The 18,116-nt window shown below is 64.0% G+C and carries 15 protein-coding genes; 9 read left to right on the forward strand and 6 right to left on the reverse strand.

Going from position 1 to position 18,116, the window contains the following annotated elements:
- A partial coding sequence (locus AQZ49_RS22885) for a hypothetical protein (RefSeq protein WP_231739328.1) occupies positions 1 to 334 on the forward strand: 334 nt, incomplete at its 5' end.
- A gap of 707 nt (positions 335 to 1,041) precedes the next feature.
- Here AQZ49_RS22885 and AQZ49_RS19505 read toward each other — a convergent pair.
- The gene (locus AQZ49_RS19505; protein WP_067619886.1) at positions 1,042 to 1,842 is read right to left on the reverse strand and encodes an SDR family oxidoreductase; all 801 of its coding nucleotides are present in this window, start codon (positions 1,840 to 1,842) and stop codon (positions 1,042 to 1,044) included.
- Positions 1,843 to 1,899: 57 nt separating this feature from the next.
- Entirely contained in the window at positions 1,900 to 2,517 is a 618-nt protein-coding gene (locus tag AQZ49_RS19510; protein ID WP_067619889.1) for a DNA-3-methyladenine glycosylase family protein, read from the reverse strand.
- Positions 2,518 to 2,692: 175 nt separating this feature from the next.
- On the opposite strand from AQZ49_RS19510, the gene AQZ49_RS19515 reads away from it, so the two are divergent.
- The gene (locus tag AQZ49_RS19515) at positions 2,693 to 3,010 is read left to right on the forward strand and encodes a 2Fe-2S iron-sulfur cluster-binding protein (RefSeq protein ID WP_067619892.1); all 318 of its coding nucleotides are present in this window, start codon (positions 2,693 to 2,695) and stop codon (positions 3,008 to 3,010) included.
- A 141-nt stretch (positions 3,011 to 3,151) separates the two neighbouring features.
- The gene (locus tag AQZ49_RS19520) at positions 3,152 to 4,477 is read left to right on the forward strand and encodes an alkaline phosphatase family protein (RefSeq protein WP_231739329.1); all 1,326 of its coding nucleotides are present in this window, start codon (positions 3,152 to 3,154) and stop codon (positions 4,475 to 4,477) included.
- Positions 4,478 to 4,636: 159 nt separating this feature from the next.
- Here the strand turns inward: AQZ49_RS19520 and argC are convergent, their stop codons facing one another.
- The 3 genes from argC to AQZ49_RS19535 all read right to left on the reverse strand — a co-directional run bounded on the left by argC (position 4,637) and on the right by AQZ49_RS19535 (position 7,390).
- Positions 4,637 to 5,566: an N-acetyl-gamma-glutamyl-phosphate reductase gene (gene argC / locus AQZ49_RS19525; protein ID WP_067619898.1), complete on the reverse strand. Its 930-nt coding sequence runs from the start codon at positions 5,564 to 5,566 to the stop codon at positions 4,637 to 4,639.
- On the reverse strand, positions 5,563 to 5,919 hold the full coding sequence (locus tag AQZ49_RS19530) for a hypothetical protein (protein ID WP_067619901.1): 357 nt from the start codon (positions 5,917 to 5,919) through the stop codon (positions 5,563 to 5,565). Before AQZ49_RS19530 ends, argC begins: the two co-directional genes overlap by 4 nt.
- Before the next feature lie 61 nt (positions 5,920 to 5,980).
- Positions 5,981 to 7,390: a leucyl aminopeptidase family protein gene (locus AQZ49_RS19535; RefSeq protein WP_067619904.1), complete on the reverse strand. Its 1,410-nt coding sequence runs from the start codon at positions 7,388 to 7,390 to the stop codon at positions 5,981 to 5,983.
- 362 nt (positions 7,391 to 7,752) lie between these two features.
- On the opposite strand from AQZ49_RS19535, the gene map reads away from it, so the two are divergent.
- The 4 genes from map (at position 7,753) to AQZ49_RS19555 (ending at position 11,444) form a co-directional block, all read left to right on the forward strand.
- Positions 7,753 to 8,580: a type I methionyl aminopeptidase gene (gene map / locus AQZ49_RS19540; RefSeq protein ID WP_067619907.1), complete on the forward strand. Its 828-nt coding sequence runs from the start codon at positions 7,753 to 7,755 to the stop codon at positions 8,578 to 8,580.
- 291 nt (positions 8,581 to 8,871) lie between these two features.
- On the forward strand, positions 8,872 to 9,210 hold the full coding sequence (locus tag AQZ49_RS19545; protein ID WP_067619910.1) for a P-II family nitrogen regulator: 339 nt from the start codon (positions 8,872 to 8,874) through the stop codon (positions 9,208 to 9,210).
- 152 nt (positions 9,211 to 9,362) lie between these two features.
- Entirely contained in the window at positions 9,363 to 10,772 is a 1,410-nt protein-coding gene (glnA, locus tag AQZ49_RS19550; RefSeq protein WP_067619913.1) for a type I glutamate--ammonia ligase, read from the forward strand.
- A 273-nt stretch (positions 10,773 to 11,045) separates the two neighbouring features.
- Complete coding sequence (locus AQZ49_RS19555) at positions 11,046 to 11,444, forward strand: CHAP domain-containing protein (RefSeq protein WP_231739330.1); 399 nt, start codon at positions 11,046 to 11,048, stop codon at positions 11,442 to 11,444.
- Between the two features lies 1 nt (position 11,445).
- Here the strand turns inward: AQZ49_RS19555 and AQZ49_RS19560 are convergent, their stop codons facing one another.
- Positions 11,446 to 13,749, reverse strand: a complete 2,304-nt coding sequence (locus AQZ49_RS19560; protein WP_067619916.1) for a putative bifunctional diguanylate cyclase/phosphodiesterase — start codon at positions 13,747 to 13,749, stop codon at positions 11,446 to 11,448.
- A 193-nt stretch (positions 13,750 to 13,942) separates the two neighbouring features.
- Between AQZ49_RS19560 and AQZ49_RS19565 the strand changes: the two genes are divergently transcribed.
- Entirely contained in the window at positions 13,943 to 15,367 is a 1,425-nt protein-coding gene (locus AQZ49_RS19565; RefSeq protein ID WP_067619919.1) for an aldehyde dehydrogenase family protein, read from the forward strand.
- A gap of 226 nt (positions 15,368 to 15,593) precedes the next feature.
- Complete coding sequence (locus tag AQZ49_RS19570; RefSeq protein WP_231739331.1) at positions 15,594 to 18,089, forward strand: TonB-dependent receptor; 2,496 nt, start codon at positions 15,594 to 15,596, stop codon at positions 18,087 to 18,089.
- Positions 18,090 to 18,116: the final 27 nt, after the last annotated feature.

Consider the following 18,116-nt stretch of genomic DNA (forward strand, 5'->3'; position numbering starts at 1 on the left):
TGCCGCCGGGGTGGTAGATGATGCTGCCGACTGGCGTTGGTCAAGCGCGCGCAGCCATATCGCCAACCAACGCGCGAGCGATGACCCGTTGACCGATGTGGCGGCGCTGTCTCGGCACGTTCCCAATTGGCGCGCGATGTTGCGCCATGGCCTCGAGGCGGGCGAATTGACCGCAGCGGGAGAGGACGTTGCGCAGACGATTAAATCGCGACTCAACACAGGACGCCCCCTGGCAACACCCGAATGGATTGCCAATCACGAAGCCCGGATAGGCCGCATCATGAGCCCGCAACGACCCGGCCCAAAGCCGAAGGCGCCCGCTAACCTCGCATAATAGGTATACTGTCCCCGGAACTCACCCTGTCCCCGGAACTCACTGTCCCCGGAACTCAACTGTGTCTCACTGACGGGGTGCACTCCAATTCCGTCACCGTAATCCCACCGTAATCCGGCGGATCTTTCTTATTGGGGGGACTCGTCAGCGGTAATTTTTAATTTATTAGCGCAATTTCTTCGTCGATACCAACAAAATGGCAGCAAAATATATTACCCATACCAAATAAGCCATGATGATCATTGAGTTAATCTGATATATATAGCTCGTTTTTATTTGAGAAAAGAATGACACCAGATCACTAACAGAATTATTTAGCTCGATGAATATCATAGCTAATATCAATAATTGAATATAAATAATCAATAATATCTTTAACTTATTTAATTTCAAAAAATGAAATGTAAGGAAAAGTGAAAATAATATTGGGTAAAAATAAATCGTCCACGGCTTGGACACACTATCTGGAGAGGCTTCGAAATCATATAGATTCCAGATCTCTGCGATAAGCAGAAATATTGTCACAAATTTACTTGCTGACAATGCCCAATTTAGCTTACGATATTCCATATCCGACTCTCGGAGTTCCGGGGACAGTATACTCATTTGCCCCGACAGATGCGACGCTCCGGCACTCGTGAGCGAGCGGTAACTTGATACAGCATATCCCACAGGCAATCCGTCCGGACAGTCCCCATCCGACCCCCTCACCCCAAAGGCCGCCCCGATGCGCGGTTCCGCTTGCGCATCAGGCCCGGCAGGAAGCGGGCGGCGAATTGGGCGGAGTGGGCGGTTTTGCCGACCAGGGTGTGCAGGCGTTGGCCGTGGACGGCGGCCCAGGCGGCTTCGGCGACGGCGGACACGGGGGTGATTTCCAGGCCGGCCTGGTGGACGCGGTTGCGGATGGCGTCGTTGCTTTTGCGGTTGGGGGCGATGTCGAGCAGCGGGGTTTCGATAAAGCCGGGCATCAGGTCGCGCACCGCGATGCCGTCGGCGGCCCATTCGCCATCGAGCGATTCGGTGATCGAGCGCACGCCGAACTTGGTGGCGGAATAGACCGATCCGCCCGGCACGCCATAGATCCCCGCCGCGCTGGCGGTGTTGAGCAGGCACGATCCCGGTGCCCGCGCGCGCAACCAGGGATAGGCGGCCTGCGCGCCGAAGATCACGCCCTTCAGATTGATGTCGAGCGTGCGCTCGATCTCTTCGGGGGTGCAATCGACCAGTGCGCCGCCGATGGGAATGCCGGCGTTGTTGAACAGCACGTCGATCCCGCCCGCCACTTCGGCAAAGGCCGCCAGCGCATCATCCCATTGCCCACGATCGCGCACATCGAGCTGCACGCTGAAACAGCGCGCCGGATCGAGCAGCGCGCGGGTGCCCGCCATGCCGTCTTCGCTGATATCGCCCAGCCCGACGAACCAGCCTTCGGCAGCGAACTTCTGCGCCACCGCGCGGCCAATGCCCGAACCGCCGCCGCTGATGAAAATCGCCCTGATCGTGCCCATCGTGTCCCATCCCGCCTGTTTGTTATGACGGGCAATGTGGCACAGCGCCGGGTGCAATCAAAGCGCCGGATTGTTGTAGCAATGCCAGGTGAATATCGCCACCGCGCCGCGATGCGGGCGCCAGTCTTGCGCCAGATCGCGCGTGGTGCGTTCATCGGGGCGGGCACCCAACGCCAGCAGCTTGCCCAGCCCCACTTGCACCGCCAGATCGCCCGCAGGCCAGATATCGGGGCGCCCTTCGGCAAACAGCAGATAGATTTCCGCCGACCAGCGGCCGATCCCCTTGATCTGCGTCAGTTGCGCGATCGCCGCCTCGTCATCGTCGGGCAGAGCGTCGAACGCGATCGCGCCATCGTCCACCAGTTCGCACAACGACCGCGCATAGCCCTGTTTCTGCCGCGACAGGCCACAAGCGCGCAGATCGTCGAACGAGGCGTTCAGCACGTCGCGCGGCATCATCCCCTCGCCCAGCAAGGCCTCGAGCTTTGTCCAGACCGAGGCGGCGGCGGCCACGCTGACCTGTTGGCCGACGATCGTGCGCAACAGGGTCTGCCAGCCGCGCGCGCGGATGCGCGGTTGCGGATAGCCCAGGCGGGCAATCGCATCGGCCAGCGCCGGGCTGGTGCGCCCGACATGGTCGAGCCCGGCGCGGATCTGTTCCGCCGTCAGGCCCATGGTCGCACCCGCACCGTTTCTGATCGCATTCGGCCATCCTTTTGCCGTCGCACACCGGGCACCCTTGCCAAAGTCGCACGCGGGCGATAGCAGCCCGGGCCAAAGAGGGACAGCCACGCGCGACCCAGGCAGGCGATTTGCCCAAGGCAGCGTGCGCACATTACGGAGACAAGCCATGCCAAAGCTGACTGTCGTGAATCGCGCGGGCGAGGAAAAGACCATCGAAGCCACCACCGGCACCACGGTGATGGAAGCCATCCGCGACAACGGCTTTGACGAGTTGCTGGCGCTGTGCGGCGGGTGCTGTTCGTGCGCCACTTGCCACGTGTTTGTCGATCCGGCGTTTGCCGACAAGCTGGCGCCGCTCAGCGAAGACGAAAACGACCTGCTCGACAGTTCGGAATACCGCAACGAAGCCTCGCGCCTGTCATGCCAGTTGCCCATCACCGATGCGCTCGACGGCCTGAAAGTGACCATCGCGCCCGAAGATTGACCGGTTCGGCCAGCGGCCGCACTCGTGACATTGCAATGGCCCGCTTGCCCCCTTGGCAGGCGGGCCTTTTTGCTGGATGCACCCGATACCAAAGTTGAGGAGAGACTCGCGATGCCGCTTGCCCGTTGGATTGTCCGTGCAATGCTCGCGCTACTTGTCCTGGTGCCGCTGCCCGCGCTGGCGCGGCCGGTGCTGCTGATCTCGATCGATGGCCTGCGCCCAGCCGATGTGATCGATGCCCAGCGGCGCGGACTGACCCTGCCCAACCTGACGGCGTTTCTGACCAATGGCAGCTATGCGCGCGGCGTGGTCGGGGTCCTGCCCACACTGACCTACCCCAGCCACACCACGCTGATCACCGGGGTGTCGCCCGCCCGGCACGGCATCGTCGCCAACGAAACCTTCGATCCGCTGCACATCAACGACGGCGGCTGGTACTGGTATGCCGAAGATGACAAGGCGCAGACGCTGTGGGACGCGGCGTTTCTGGCGCGGCTGACCACCGGCAACGTGCACTGGCCAGTGTCGGTCGGCGCGCGCCACATCACGTGGAACCTGCCGCAGATCTGGCGCACCGGGCATCCCGACGATCGCAAGCTGGTGCGCGCGCTGGCGACGCCCGGCCTGGTTGCCGAACTGGAGGCGGCGCGACGCGAAGGCTATGCCGATGGCAAGGATGAAACGCTGGCGGGCGATACCTTGCGTGCCGGGTTTGCCCAATCGCTGATCCGCCATCACCAGCCGGGATTCCTGACCGTCTATCTCGCCGCGCTCGACCATCAGGAGCACATGACCGGGCCCGGATCGGCCGAAGCGAACAAGACACTGGAAGCGATCGACAAACTGGTTGGCGATATCATGGCGCTGGAACACCAGTTCCACCCCGATGCGGTGGTGGCAGTGGTCAGCGATCACGGCTTTGCCCCGGTCGACACCGCGATCAACCTCTATCGCGCGTTCATCGATGCCGGGCTGGTGACGATCGACCCGGCGGGCAAGATCAATGGCTGGCAGGCCACACCGTGGGCCACTGGCGGATCGTTCGCGATCGTGCTGGCCCATCCCGAAGATGCCGCGTTGCGCGCCAAAGTCGCCGCGCTGCTCAACCGGCTGGCGGCCGATCCGGCCACACGTATTGCCCAGGTGATCACCGAACCCGCGATTGCCACGGCGGGCGGCAATCCGCGCGCGGCATTCTATGTCAACCTGAAGATCGGCGCGGCGGCCGCCCCGTTCCTGGGCAGCAGCCTGCCGCTGGTGCTGCCATCGGGCACCTACAAAGGCATGCACGGCTATTTCCCCGCCGCGCCCGAAATGCGCTCAACATTCCTGATCGCGGGCCCCGGCATCGCCAAGGGCCGCGATCTGGGCGAAATCGACATGCGCGCGATCGCCCCGACGCTGGCCAAAGTGATGGGCGCCACCTTGCCTGAGGCGGAAAAGCCGCCCCTGCCCGTGCAGCCGTGACCATCGCGCGGTGGCGGCGGGGGCGAAATGCCCCTAAGATTATGAAATAGAAAGATTCTCGCTCAGGGTGAGCGGATCTTGCTGATATTATTGGCTTAATCCGTCTTCTCGCGAAACGGGTTGCCCCGCGCCTTCAAGGCATTGCGGTGAGGCCGTGCCCTACAGCGCCAGCCCCGCCGTTTCGGGCAGGCCGCTGATCAGGTTGAGGCATTGCACCGCCGCGCCGCTGGCGCCCTTGCCCAGATTGTCGAGTTCGGCGACCAGGCGCGCCTGGCTGCCGTCGGGGCTGGCGATCACGTGCAGGCGCAGCCCGTCCCATGCCGGGGCGTGTTCGCGCATCAGGATTTCGCCGCCCGCCGCGCCTTCGGCCGCCACGGTGACCACCGGCGATCCGGCATAGAATGTCGCCAGCGCCTGGCGCAGAGTGGCCGGGCTGGGCGCGCCGGGGATGATCGACAGCGCCAGCGGCACTTCGACGACCATGCCGCGATAGGCGGCGACCACCGCGGGCGAAAACAGCGGCGCAATCGCGAGGTGCGCATAGACCTGCATTTCGGGCACATGCTTGTGCCCGAATTCCAGCGCATAGCCGCGCCAGGCGATATCGGGTTCTTGCGCAAAGCGTTCGATCAGCGCCTTGCCCCCGCCCGAATAGCCCGAAACGGCGTTGCAGCTATAGGGCCAGGCCACCGGCAGCAGCCCGGCGCGCACCAGCGGCGCCAACAGGCCGATAAACCCGGTGGGATAGCAGCCGGGATTGGCGATGCGCCGCGCCGCCGCCACCGCATCGCGCCCGATCACTTCGGGAAAGCCGTAAGTCCACCCTTCGGCCACGCGATGCGCGGTCGAAGCATCGATCACCCGCGTGCGGTCGTTGGCGATCAGGCCGACCGCTTCGCGCGCGGCATCGTCGGGCAGACACAGGATCACCACATCGGCATCGTTGAGCGCCTCGGCCCGCGCGCGTGCATCCTTGCGCCGATCGTCGGGCAGCGTGATCAGCGAAAATTCGCTGCGTCCCGCCAGCCGCGCGGCAATCTCCAGCCCGGTGGTGCCCGCCGCGCCATCGATGAAAACACCCGTCGTCACAACGCCACCAGCGCGGTCATCGGCAGATAGCCCACCAGTCCGTCCTCATCCACTTGCCCCCAGGCCCAGCCCCCGGCGATATCGAGCACGTTGAACAGCGTTCCTTGCGCCAGTTCGGCCAGCGCCTCTGCCTCGGCCCGCGCGGCACGCACCAGCGTGGCCGTATCGGTCAGCCGATGCGGCATCGGCACGGCGTAGTGCGGCACGAAAATACGCCCGGCACAGCGGATATGCGCCAGATCGCCGCGCACCGGACGGCGCAGCGGATCGAGCGCCTCTGACGGACGGGCAAGCGGAAAATCCCGCTCGGTCAGGTCTGTGGGCACATCGGAAGGCAAAAGATCAGCGCGCAAGGGTCCATCGTCCGGCAAAAGCAAAGCCGGGCGCCTAGGGGAATTGCCCGATGCGTTCAAGTCAAACGCCGCCATAGCGCGCCTGCAACAGGCCCCATGCAGCGCGCAGGCCCAGTGCCTCGCCCCCTTTGGGCCGTCCGGGCTTGGCCACCGGGCGCCAGGCAAACGTGTCGTAATGCACCCAGTCGATCCCTTCGCCGACAAACCGGTCGAGGAACAGCGCCGCCACGCTGGCCCCGGCAAAACCGTTGGCGTGGCTGTTGACCAGATCGGCCACATCCGATTTGAGGTATTCGCGATAGCCATCGTGGAGCGGCAGGCGCCACACCGGATCATCGCGATCGCGCCCGGCACTGGCCAGCGCCTCTGCAGTCGCATCGTTGCGGGCGAACACGGCGGGCAGATCGGGCCCCAGCGCCACGCGCGCGGCGCCGGTCAACGTGGCGAAATCGATCAGCAGATCGGGCTCGCCCTCGCTTGCGCGGGTCAACGCATCGCCCAGGATCAGCCGCCCTTCGGCATCGGTGTTGGTGATCTCGATCGACAGCCCTTCGCGCGAACGCAACACATCGCCGGGTCGCATGGCATTGCCCGCCACCGCGTTTTCCACCGCCGGAACCAGCAGATGCAACCGTACCGGCAACTTTGCCTCCATCACCAGCCGTGCCAGCGCCAGCGCATGGGCGGCGCCGCCCATGTCCTTTTTCATCAGCGCCATGCCCGATCCCGGTTTCAGGTTCAGCCCGCCGGTGTCGAACGACACCCCTTTGCCCACAATGGCCACGCGCGGATGGCGGGCATCGCCCCATTCCAGCTCGATCAGGCGCGGCGCGTGGTGCCGCGATGCGGCACGGCCGACCGCATGCACCATCGGATAATCGCGTTCGAGCGCGTCGCCCGAAACGACATGGATTTCCCCGCCGAATGTCCTGGCCAGCGCGCGCGCCTCGGCCTCCAGCCCGGCCGGGCCCATGTCTTCGGCAGGCGTGTTGACGAGGTCGCGCACCAGCGCGATCGCGCTCGCCTCGGCCAGCGCAGGGTCGATCGCGCGCACCTCTTGCGATACCAGCACGCGCGGATCGGCACTGGCACCGTCGGTCTTGTACCGGTCAAACCGGTATTGCGCCGCCACCCAGCCGACCAGCGCCGGGCCCATGCGGGGGATGGCGGTCTGCGCGGGATGCGGCACGATGCGATACGTCCCGCCCGGCAAGACTTCGGCCAGCCGCGCCAGGCACCAGGTGGTCAACACCTCGCGCGGTTCGATCCCGGCCAGCGCGAACCAGCCCTGCCCCTCGGGCACGATCACGACTTCGCCCGCCGCCGCCTCGAACTTGTGCGCGGCGATTGTCGCGCGCTGGACTTCGCCCAGCGCGCGTAGCAGCGCATCGAAGCCACCTTTGTCGACCAGGTGGATCGGGATCGCCTTTTGCCCGCGATCGGGCTGGATCAATGCATGGATGTCGCTCATCATGCCGGTCTAGGCGGCGTGGACAAATTCCGCAACGCCACGGTTGCCCTGTAAAAGGCCCCGGCCCAAGTGCGACAAGGGGGAGCGAAGCCGCAGGTGGAGTGGGCCTCCATCAAGGCTGAGCGACGCCGCCGGGGCCTTTTACAGGGCAACCCCAAAGGGGCTGGACCCAAAGCCGCCATTGCAGCGTCGGCTCGGTTCGCAATATAGCCGATATTCCTTCACCTCGCCTCCTCGCACTGGCGGCTTTGGCCTCCAGCCGTGGCGCTGCGGAATTTGTCCACGCCGCCTAGCCCCATCCATGCGCAATGTGCAATCTCCCCCTCTCGCCAGATCGTGCAGGGATCGCTACATTGTACGGCATGACCGACTATGTGATCGCCGACGAAACCGATATCCAGCCGCGTGACGGCACTATCAAACTGCATGGCCCTGCCGGATTTGCGGGCATGCGCAAGGCCGGGCGACTGGCCGCCGAAATTCTCGACGCGCTGGCGCCGCTGGTGGTGCCGGGCGCGGTCACCGCCGATCTGGATGCGGTGGTGCGCGATATGGGCCTGGCGGCGGGCGCCATTCCGGCCACGCTGGGCTATCGCGGCTATACCCATTCGTGCTGCATCTCGATCAACCATGTGGTGTGCCACGGCATCCCGTCGGACCGCACGCTGCGCGACGGCGATATCGTCAATATCGACGTGACCCCGCTGCTCGATGGCTGGCACGGCGATTCCAGCCGGATGTATCTGGTTGGCGATGTGCCGCTCAAGGCCCGGCGGCTGGTCGAAGTGACCTATGAATGCCTGATGATCGGCATCGCCGCCGCGCGGCCTGGCGGACACCTGGGCGATATCGGCGCGGCAATCCAGGCCCATGCCGAACGCCAGCGCTATGGCGTGGTGCGCGATTTCTGCGGCCACGGGGTCGGGCGGCTGTTTCATGATTCCCCCGAAGTGGTCCACGCCGGGCGCGCGGGAACCGGGCCCGAGTTGAAACCCGGCATGATCTTCACGATCGAACCGATGATCAATCTGGGCAAGCCGGCGGTGAAGATCCTCGATGACGGATGGACGGCGGTGACGCGCGACAGGTCGCTGTCGGCACAGTTCGAACACTCTGTCGGCATTACCGAAACCGGCTGCGAGATCTTTACCGAAAGCCCGCTCGGCCGGCACTGCCCGCCTTATGCCTGACTGGCCCCTGCCCAATAATTAGGCACGTCACTGCGCAAATTTTACGCACTATTCGGATAAGTTCACGCAATTTGCGCAATGTCCAACGCCCGCGTTCCGTTCTAATCTTGCCAACACGGTGCATTTTGCGGCTTTCGCGAATGCGGTTGATGGCCTAGGAACCATGACTTGGGTGTGACATGATTCTTGCTATGATGGCCGAGGGCGGCCGTTGTGGCAGCGTGTGAATGGAAAACTGCCGGGATCGCTGGCGTATGGCGCCAGCGGATCGGCTCACAGGGGTCAGATCGAGTGAAAAAGATCGAAGCGATCATCAAACCCTTCAAGCTCGATGAAGTGAAGGAAGCGCTGCACGAAGTCGGTGCCTCGGGCATCACCGTGACCGAAGCCAAGGGTTTCGGGCGGCAAAAAGGCCACACCGAATTGTACCGCGGCGCCGAATATGTCGTCGATTTTCTGCCCAAGGTGAAACTGGAAGTCGTCGTTGCCGACGCGCTGGTCGACCGCGTGGTCGAAGCGATTGCCCAGGCCGCGCAGACCGGCCGGATCGGCGACGGCAAGATCTTTGTCATTCCCGTCGAAAGCGCGCTGCGCATCCGCACCGGCGAACGCGACGACGACGCGATCTGATCCCCCTGCCCCGTGTCGGCCCCTGGCGGGCCAGGCGGGGCGGGAATGGCCGAACCGGTGGCAGGGCGGGGGCCGGCCATCCGGAACAGCGAGCGCAAACAACACCCCGCATCATTCAGCCCCACTCCAGCGGGCAACCAGAAGGACCAGCGATGGCAACAGCTAAGGACATTGTCGCCCGGATCACCGAAGAGGAGATCGAATGGGTCGATCTGCGGTTTACCGATCCCAAGGGCAAGTGGCAGCACCTGACCATGGTGGCGTCGGTGCTTGGCGAAGATGAACTGGAAAACGGCCTGATGTTCGACGGTTCGTCGATCGAAGGCTGGAAGGCCATCAACGAGTCGGACATGATCCTCAAGCCGGATCTCGATTCGGTCTATGTCGATCCGTTCTCGGCCTCGCCGATGCTGATCATCAACTGCGACATCGTCGAACCTTCGACGGGCGAGCTCTATTCGCGCGACCCGCGTTCGACCGCCAAGCGCGCCGAAGCCTATCTGAAATCGACCGGCATCGGCGACACCGTCTATGTCGGCCCCGAAGCCGAATTCTTCGTGTTCGACGACGTGAAGTTCTATGACGGCTATGACGGCAACGGTTTCCGCATCGACGATATCGAACTGCCGACCAACACCAACCGCACGTATGAAGCGGGCAACCTGGGCCACCGTCCGCGCGCCAAGGGCGGCTATTTCCCGGTTGCGCCGGTCGACAGCCTGGTCGACATCCGCGCCGAAATGGTTCGCACGATGCTCGACATGGGCCTGCCCTGCGACAAGCATCACCACGAAGTCGCCGCAGCGCAGCACGAACTGGGCCTAACCTTCGGCACGCTGGTGCAGACCGCCGACCGCATGCAGATCTACAAGTATGTCGTGCACCAGGTCGCTGCCGCCTATGGCAAGACCGCCACGTTCATGCCCAAGCCGATCAAGCAGGACAACGGATCGGGCATGCACACCCACATCTCGATCTGGGAAAACGGCAAGCCGCTGTTTGCGGGCAACGGCTATGCCGGTCTGTCGGACACCTGCCTCTATTTCATCGGCGGCGTGATCAAGCATGCCAAGGCGCTGAACGCCTTCACCAACCCGACCACCAACAGCTACAAGCGGCTGGTGCCGGGCTTTGAAGCACCGGTGCTGCTGGCCTATTCGGCGCGCAACCGTTCGGCTTCGTGCCGCATTCCCTATGGCGCGGGCGCCAAGGCAAAGCGCGTGGAATTCCGGTTCCCCGACGCGATGGCCAACCCCTACCTCGCCTATGCCGCGCTGTTGCAGGCCGGTCTCGACGGGATCAAGAACAAGATCCATCCCGGCGAGGCGATGGACAAGAACCTGTACGACCTGCCGCCCGAAGAGCTGTCGCTGGTGCCGACCGTGTGCGCGTCGCTGCGCGAAGCGCTGGGTGCGCTCGAGGCCGATTATGAATTCCTGTTGGAAGGCGGCGTCTTCACCAAGGACCAGATCGATGCATATATCGAACTGAAGTGGCCCGAAGTGTACCGTTGGGAAACGACCCCGTCCGCGGTCGAGTTCGACATGTACTACAGCGCGTAACACCCGCTGCCAGACCTGATCGGGGCGCCCGGACGACACCGTCCGGGCGCCCTTTTCGTTGCAGCGCACACAGATTTCCACAGGGCGCGGCGATGCGGGATGAACGGTTGGGCGATCGCGATGAAACGAACCGTCCCGGGCTTCGCGAATCTGCGGAATGTACCTATCCCGGTGCTCATGCAGGGTTCATCGCTTCTTCGCACCGCCGCCGGTCTTCTCGCTCTTGCCAGCGCAGTTGCGGTTCCCGTCGCCGCCCAGGCCCGCCTCCAGTGCGTGGCTTATGCGCGGCAGGCTTCGGCGGTACAACTGTCGGGCAATGCGCGCGACTGGTGGGGCCATGCAGAAGGCGTCTATACCCGGGGCAGCGCTCCGCGCGCCGGTGCGGTCCTGGCCTTTCGTGCCACCCACGCGATGCCGATGGGCCATGTCGCGGTCGTCAGCAAAGTCATCGATGCCCGCCACGTGCTGATCAACCATGCCAACTGGTCGCGGCCGGGCATGGTCGAACGCGGTGTGATGGCGGTCGACGTGTCGGATGCCGGTGACTGGTCGCAAGTGCGCGTGTGGTATGCCCACACCAATTCGCTGGGCCTGCGCCCCTCGCCCGCGTTCGGATTTATCTACCCTTCGACTGAAACCGCCAGCGCCGACACCGACAAAGACGCCGGCTGAGTCAGGCGAGACGCAACTGCCGGTTTTGACCGCGCCGGTTCAACAGCGGCCGAACTTCGTTGGCCGACATCGGCTTCCAGAACAAAAAGCCCTGGACCATTTCGCAGCCTGCGGCCTGCACCAGTTGCCGCTGCGTTTCGGTTTCCACCCCTTCGGCCACCACTTTCATGCGCAGGCTGTGGCCGAGCGCGGCGATCGTGCACAAAATGGCGTTGGCGTCGACATCGCTTTCGATGTTGGACACAAACGAGCGGTCGATCTTGATCCGTTCAAACTGGAACATCCGCAGATAGCTAAGGCTGGAATAGCCATTGCCGAAATCGTCGAGCGCGATGCGAAAACCCATGCGACCCAGATCGCGCAGCACGCCCAGCACGTGATCCGACCGGTCGAGCATCACCCCTTCGGTGATTTCCAGCACCACCCGGGTCGGATCGATGCGGGTTTCGGCGACAATTCCCGCCATCGTGGCAAGGAAATTGCTGGCCATGATCTGGATCGGCGACAAGTTGACCGAAATGTCGCACGCGGGCCAGTTGCCGCATTCGGCAAAGACCTCACGCAACATCCACGTGCCCAGCGTGATCATCAACCCGCCCTGTTCGGCAATCGGCACAAACAGGTCGGGCCGGATCGCGCCACGTTCGGGGTGTTGCCAGCGCATCAGCGCCTCCACCCCGACAATCTCGCCCGTGCCGGTGGTCACGATCGGCTGATAGGCCATCGACAGTTCGTTGCGCACGATCGCCCGGCGCAATTCCATCTCCAGCTCCAGCCGCAGTTTTACGCTGGCATCCATGTCGCGGGTAAACCGGCGATAGCGTGACCGGCCCCGCTGTTTGGCGCGATAGAGCGCGATATCGGCGCGGCGCAACAGTTCGCCCGGGTCTTCGCTTTGCGCCGGCCCCCAGCTTATGCCGCATGAACATGTCACATCGATGGTATTGCCCGAAATCACAAAGGCCTCGCGCAGCAGTGCCATGATCTGCCCGCCCAGCAGGTCGGCCATCGCCCGTCCGCCCTCGCCCCGGCGCAGCACCACGAATTCGTCGCCGCCAAACCGCGCGATGAAATCGCTGGCAGGCAAAGTGCGGCGCAATCGCAGCGCGACCTGGCGCACCAGTTCATCGCCGACATGGTGGCCCAGCGTGTCGTTGACGACCTTGAACCCGTCGAGATCGATATAGGCGACAAACACATCGCCACGCAGCTCGCCCGCGATACACGCGGCCAGATCGTGGCGCAGCCGTTGCATGTAATGCACCCGGTTGGGCAGCCCGGACATGGCGTCGTGCAGCGCGTTGTGCCGCGCCTGCGCCTCGCTGGCGAGCAATTCGCGCGAGATCCGCCAACTGCGCCGCAGCACCACGCTGCCGCCGATCAGCACCCCGATGAACAGCGCGATCCAGCCCCACAGCATCGGTGCGGCACGGTGCATGATGGTGGGGCCGGGGCTTTTCGCGGTCCACCGCAGCCAGCCCAGACGGGTGCCATCGACGCTGTCGAGCGCGATCGTGTTGTCCTGCGCCGCCAGGTTTGGTGACAGTGTCAGTGCGATATCGGGCAGCAACAGATCGCGCCGCATCACCCGGGTCGCGGCCTGATCGAGCGGCCGCAACGACACGAAATAGGTTGGTGCGTGGTTGAACAGCCCGGCCGCACGGTCGGGCACCACCGATCCGACGGTCATGATCTCGACGCGTTCGCCCACGCGCACCATCCCGCCCGCCCAGCGCGGCAACGGCATCCCGGTGTGATCGACCGCCCACGACGACCCGTCGCTCAACCGGATCTGCCCGGCGGGTGTGCCCAGCGTTTGCCCCGGCGTACGGCTCTGCGCGATCAAGGCCGCCGCGGGTTGGCGCAACGTCGCGATGGCACCGCCATCCACCGCATGCCCGTCCTGCCAGGCGCGCAACAGCGTGCCATCGGCATGGATGAGAAACGCCTGATCGGCGTTATACGTGCCATAGGCATAGGCGCCGAATTCCCGATCGAGCCACGCCATGTCGGTGCTCGAACGACTGGCATGATCGACATGGCCGATCGCTTCGTCCCAGTTGATGATGCCCAATTGGGCCGCCACGTCGGCCTCCATCGTGCGATGAAGGAACCGCTGCACCAGTTGGCGTTCATCCTCGCGCGACAGTTCGTCGGCGGCCCGGATCGCATGTTGCAGCGCCAGCACTTGCGCCGAAGCCAGCGCAATCAGGCCAAGGAAAGTGGCAAGGGCAATCCATCCGGTGCGAAGCCCGGTCGCGATCTGTCGCTCTGCGTCGTAACGCCTGGCTGCGGCGAGCACCATAACATGCAGCGTTAATGCAGCTTTGCTTACATATCGTTAGCGCCGATGCTGCCTAACCCGATGGAATCTGCGCCGATCCGGTCAATTTTCGGGCAAGACCAGTTGCCCCCTGCTACCCATCTTGCATTTTGCGGCGGGACCGCCAGAGTGCGCGGCGAACGGCGCGACCAGACTCGCAGCCGTCGGAGGTAACATGCGCGAACATCTCAAACATTATATCGACGGGCAGTGGGTCGCCAGCGAAGGCGGCCGCCGCTACGAAGTGATCAATCCCGCGACCGAGGAAGCCTGCACCGCGATCACGCTGGGCACCGAGGCCGACGTTGACAAGGCGGTCGCCGCCGCCAAGCGCGCCTTTGCCAGCTTCAGCCAGACCACGCTGGAAGAACGCGCCGCACTGCTGACCCGGATCATCGCCGAATACAAAAAACGCATCCCCGATTTCGCGGTGGTGATCAGTGAGGAAATGGGCGCCCCGATCAGCTTTGCCGGCACCGCGCAGACCGGCGCGGGCATCGGCTATCTGGCAGGCTCGCTCGAAGCGCTCGACGGTTTCCATTGGGAAGAAGCGGTGCCCGGCGCCAATGCCCGCATCGTTTATGAACCGATCGGCGTGGTCGCGGCGATCACCCCGTGGAACTGGCCGCTGAACCAGATCTGCGCCAAAGTGGCGCCGTGCATCCTGGCCGGCAACACCGTGATCCTGAAACCTTCGGAAGAATGCCCGTCGAACGCGGTGATCTTTGCCGAAGTGCTGGATGCCGCGGGCGTGCCACCGGGTGTGTTCAACCTGGTGCAGGGCGATGGTCTGGGCGTCGGCGTGGCACTGACCAAGCATGTCGATGTCGATATGGTCAGCTTTACCGGATCGACCCGCGCGGGCATCCAGATTGCCAAGAACGCTGCCGACACGGTCAAGCGCGTGCATCAGGAACTGGGCGGCAAGTCGCCGAACCTGGTGCTTGAAGACGCCGACTTTGCCGCCACGCTGCCCGGCACGCTGTCGGGCGTGATCGCCAACACCGGCCAAAGCTGCATCGCGCCGACCCGCATCCTGGTGCCGGCCGCGCGCAAGGCCGAAGCCGAAACCTTTGTCCGCGACTATTTCGCCGCGGTCAAAGTCGCCAGCCCAGCCGAAGAAGGCGGCCATATCGGCCCAGTGGTGAACAAGGCCCAGTGGACCAAGATCCAGGGCCTGATCGAGAAATCGATCGAAGAAGGCGCCAGCCTGCTGCAAGGCGGCCCCGGCCTGCCCGACAGCGTCAACCGTGGATACTATATCCGCCCGACGGTGTTTTCCGACGTGACCCCCGACATGACCATTTTCCACGAGGAAACCTTCGGCCCGGTCGCCACGATCACCACCTATACCGACATCGAAGACGCCATCGAACTGGCCAACCGCACCAGCTATGGCCTGTCGGCCACGATAACCGGCGATCCCGAAGCGGCCAAGAGCGTGGTCGGCAAACTGCGCGCGGGGCTTGTCGCGGTAAACCAGTGGGGCGGCGTGAAAGGCGGCGCCTTTGGCGGCTACAAGCAGTCGGGCAATGGCCGCGAAGGCGGTCGCCACGGCCTGAAAGACTTCATGGAAGTGAAAACCATCGTCAACGCCTGACGGCGCGATGATCCCCAACGGGGCGCGCAACCGCGCGCCCCGTTTTGCGGCGCCGCGTGGGAGACGCACCCGCGTGCGGGCGATTGGGCGCAGGCATCCAGTTTGTCCTTATTGTACCTTGGGTCGACCTGAAGCGGACTTCAGGATTTCACCGCGCGCGCCTGCTAACGGGGGTTTTCCAATGTCGTCGCAACGGCATGGACGATCGGGAACCGGGGGAGCTGACGTGCGAAAGACCGCATTGCTGTTGGGGGTTGCGTTGTATGCGGGCGCTGTACCGGCCCATGCCGAAGACACCGCCCCGGCGCAGATCGTGGTTACAGCGCCAATTGCCGACGACAATGCACTGCTGGCTGACACCCCGGTCAATGCGCAAGTGCTGTCGGGCGATGCCCTGACCCATCAGGATCATGCCAATCTGGCCGACCTGCTCAACGCCAATCTCGGCTCGGTGACGCTCAGCAACGGCACCGGCAGCCCCTACCAGAGCGATGTATCCTATCGCGGATTTGCGGCGACCTCGTTGCTGGGATCGCCCACCGGGCTGTCGGTCTGGCTCGACGGGGTGCGCATGAACGAACCGTTCGGCTCGATCGTCAATTGGGACCTGATCCCGATCTCCGCAATCAGCGCGGTTGAGGTCCTGCCCGGATCAAACCCGGTGTTCGGGCTCAACACGCTGGGCGGCGCGCTGGTGCTGACCACCAAGAACGGTGCCGACAACCGCGGGTTCAGCGTGATGGCCCAGGGCGGATCGTTTTCCCGCCGGGGCGCGCAGGCCGAAGCGGGCGGCACGCTGGCGGGCAGGACGCTCGACTGGTTCGTGGCCGGCAACTATGACGATCAGGCCGGATATCGCTGGTATACCCACACCCGCGTCAGCCAGGCTTATGGCAAACTGCGCTGGCACGGAATCGCCAGCAATGCCGAACTGGGGGTGATCTGGGCCGACAGTTCGCTCAACGGCACGCAGGGCCTGCCGCTGTCGATGCTGGGCACGCCGCAAATGGCCTATACCTGGCCCGACAATGTGTCGAACACCCAGGTGGTGATCAATCTTAAGGCCGACACCCGGCTGTCGCCTGCGCTGAAGCTAAGCGGCAATCTCTATTACCGCCGATCGGACAGCCATTCGAGCAACAGCAACGCCGGCCTGGGCGACCATTGCGACGGCGTGACGTATGATTGCAGCGCGCTGGCGCCCGGCGGAACGGCAGTCGATCTCAACACCAGCAACCCGTTCATGGCCGGAACGGCAGCCAATGCGGCCTATGCGCCCTATACCGGCACTCTGCCAATCCATGACTATACCAGCGGGATCAACACCACGCTGGTCTTGTCCGATGTCTATCAGCACACCTTTGGCGGCAACCTGCTGCTCGATCTCGATGCGCCGCTGGGGCCGCTGACCAACGATGTGAACGTGGGCGGCAGCTTTGAAACCTCTTCGATCCGCTATACGCAGAACACCGATATGGCCTATCTGGTGAACTATCAGACCGTGCTGATGCCGTGGAACTTTCTCTATGGCAGCGATACGGGTTTTCAGGGCAATCCGCTGGTCAACAGCGTGGCGATCACCTCGCGCAATGCCTCGTTCGACGTGTTCGCGCGCGATATCATCAAATTGACGCCCAGGCTCAGCCTGACCGCGGCCCTGGGCTATACGTTCACCCGTGTGTCGTTGGCGGGTACCAACAGCACCTTCCTCGATCCCGGCGGCGCCTACACCTGGACCGGGAACGACGGGAACACCTGGTACAACCCGGCCTATATCGGCGCCAGCTCTTGGAATGAGGCGACCGGATCGCTCGCCACGGCCACGGTGCCGCAGGGTGGCGTGGCCGGGCCGGAAATCGATCCGGTCGATGGCGCGCACACCTACCACCGGCTCAACCCCTCGATCGGGCTGGCGTGGAACCCGCGCAGCGAAGTGGGATTGTTCGCCAGCTACAGCGAGGCGATGCGCGCGCCGACCGCGATCGAACTGGCCTGTGCCGATCCGTCGACGCCCTGTTCGCTGCCCACCGGGTTCAACGGCGATCCCGACTTGAAGGCGGTGGTCGCGCACAGCCTCGAACTGGGCGCGCGCGGGACCGTCGGCAAGCGCCTTGGCTGGAACGCGGCGATCTATCGCACCATGGTCGATAACGATATCCAGTTCATCTATGATCCGTCGGGTCTCGGCTATTTCGCCAATCTGGGCAGGACCGAGCGCAAGGGTTTCGAACTGGGCCTCAATGCCGATCTGCGGCACGTCCATCTGGCCGCCAGCTATGGCTATGTCGCGGCGACCTATCGCGACAGCTTTATCGATGCCGATGGCGACACGGTCGCGCCGGGCAGCCACATCACCGGCATCCCGGCACAGTCGTTCAAGCTGCGCGGCACGTTTCAGCCGACCCGCGCGGTGCTGCTGGGCGCCACGCTGATCACGGTGTCGAGCCAGTATGCCCATGGTGACGAAGCGAATATCGACACTGCCGTGCCCGGCTACACGCTCGTCAATCTCGATGTCCACATCACGCCGGTCCGCCATGTCGAACTGTTCGGCACGGTGACCAACTTGTTCGACGTGCACTATGCCACGTTCGGGGTGATGGGCAGCAACATCTTCAACGGCAACGACGAACAGTTCCGCACCCCGGCCCCCGGACGCGCGTTCGTTGGCGGCATGCGCTACAGCTTTGGCGGGCCGCATTCGTCGGCTGACGCGGACTGAGGGCAACCCACCGGGCAAGATCGGCGG

Origin of the sequence: Novosphingobium sp. FSW06-99, from assembly GCF_001519065.1 — a bacterium.
Lineage (GTDB): Bacteria > Pseudomonadota > Alphaproteobacteria > Sphingomonadales > Sphingomonadaceae > Novosphingobium.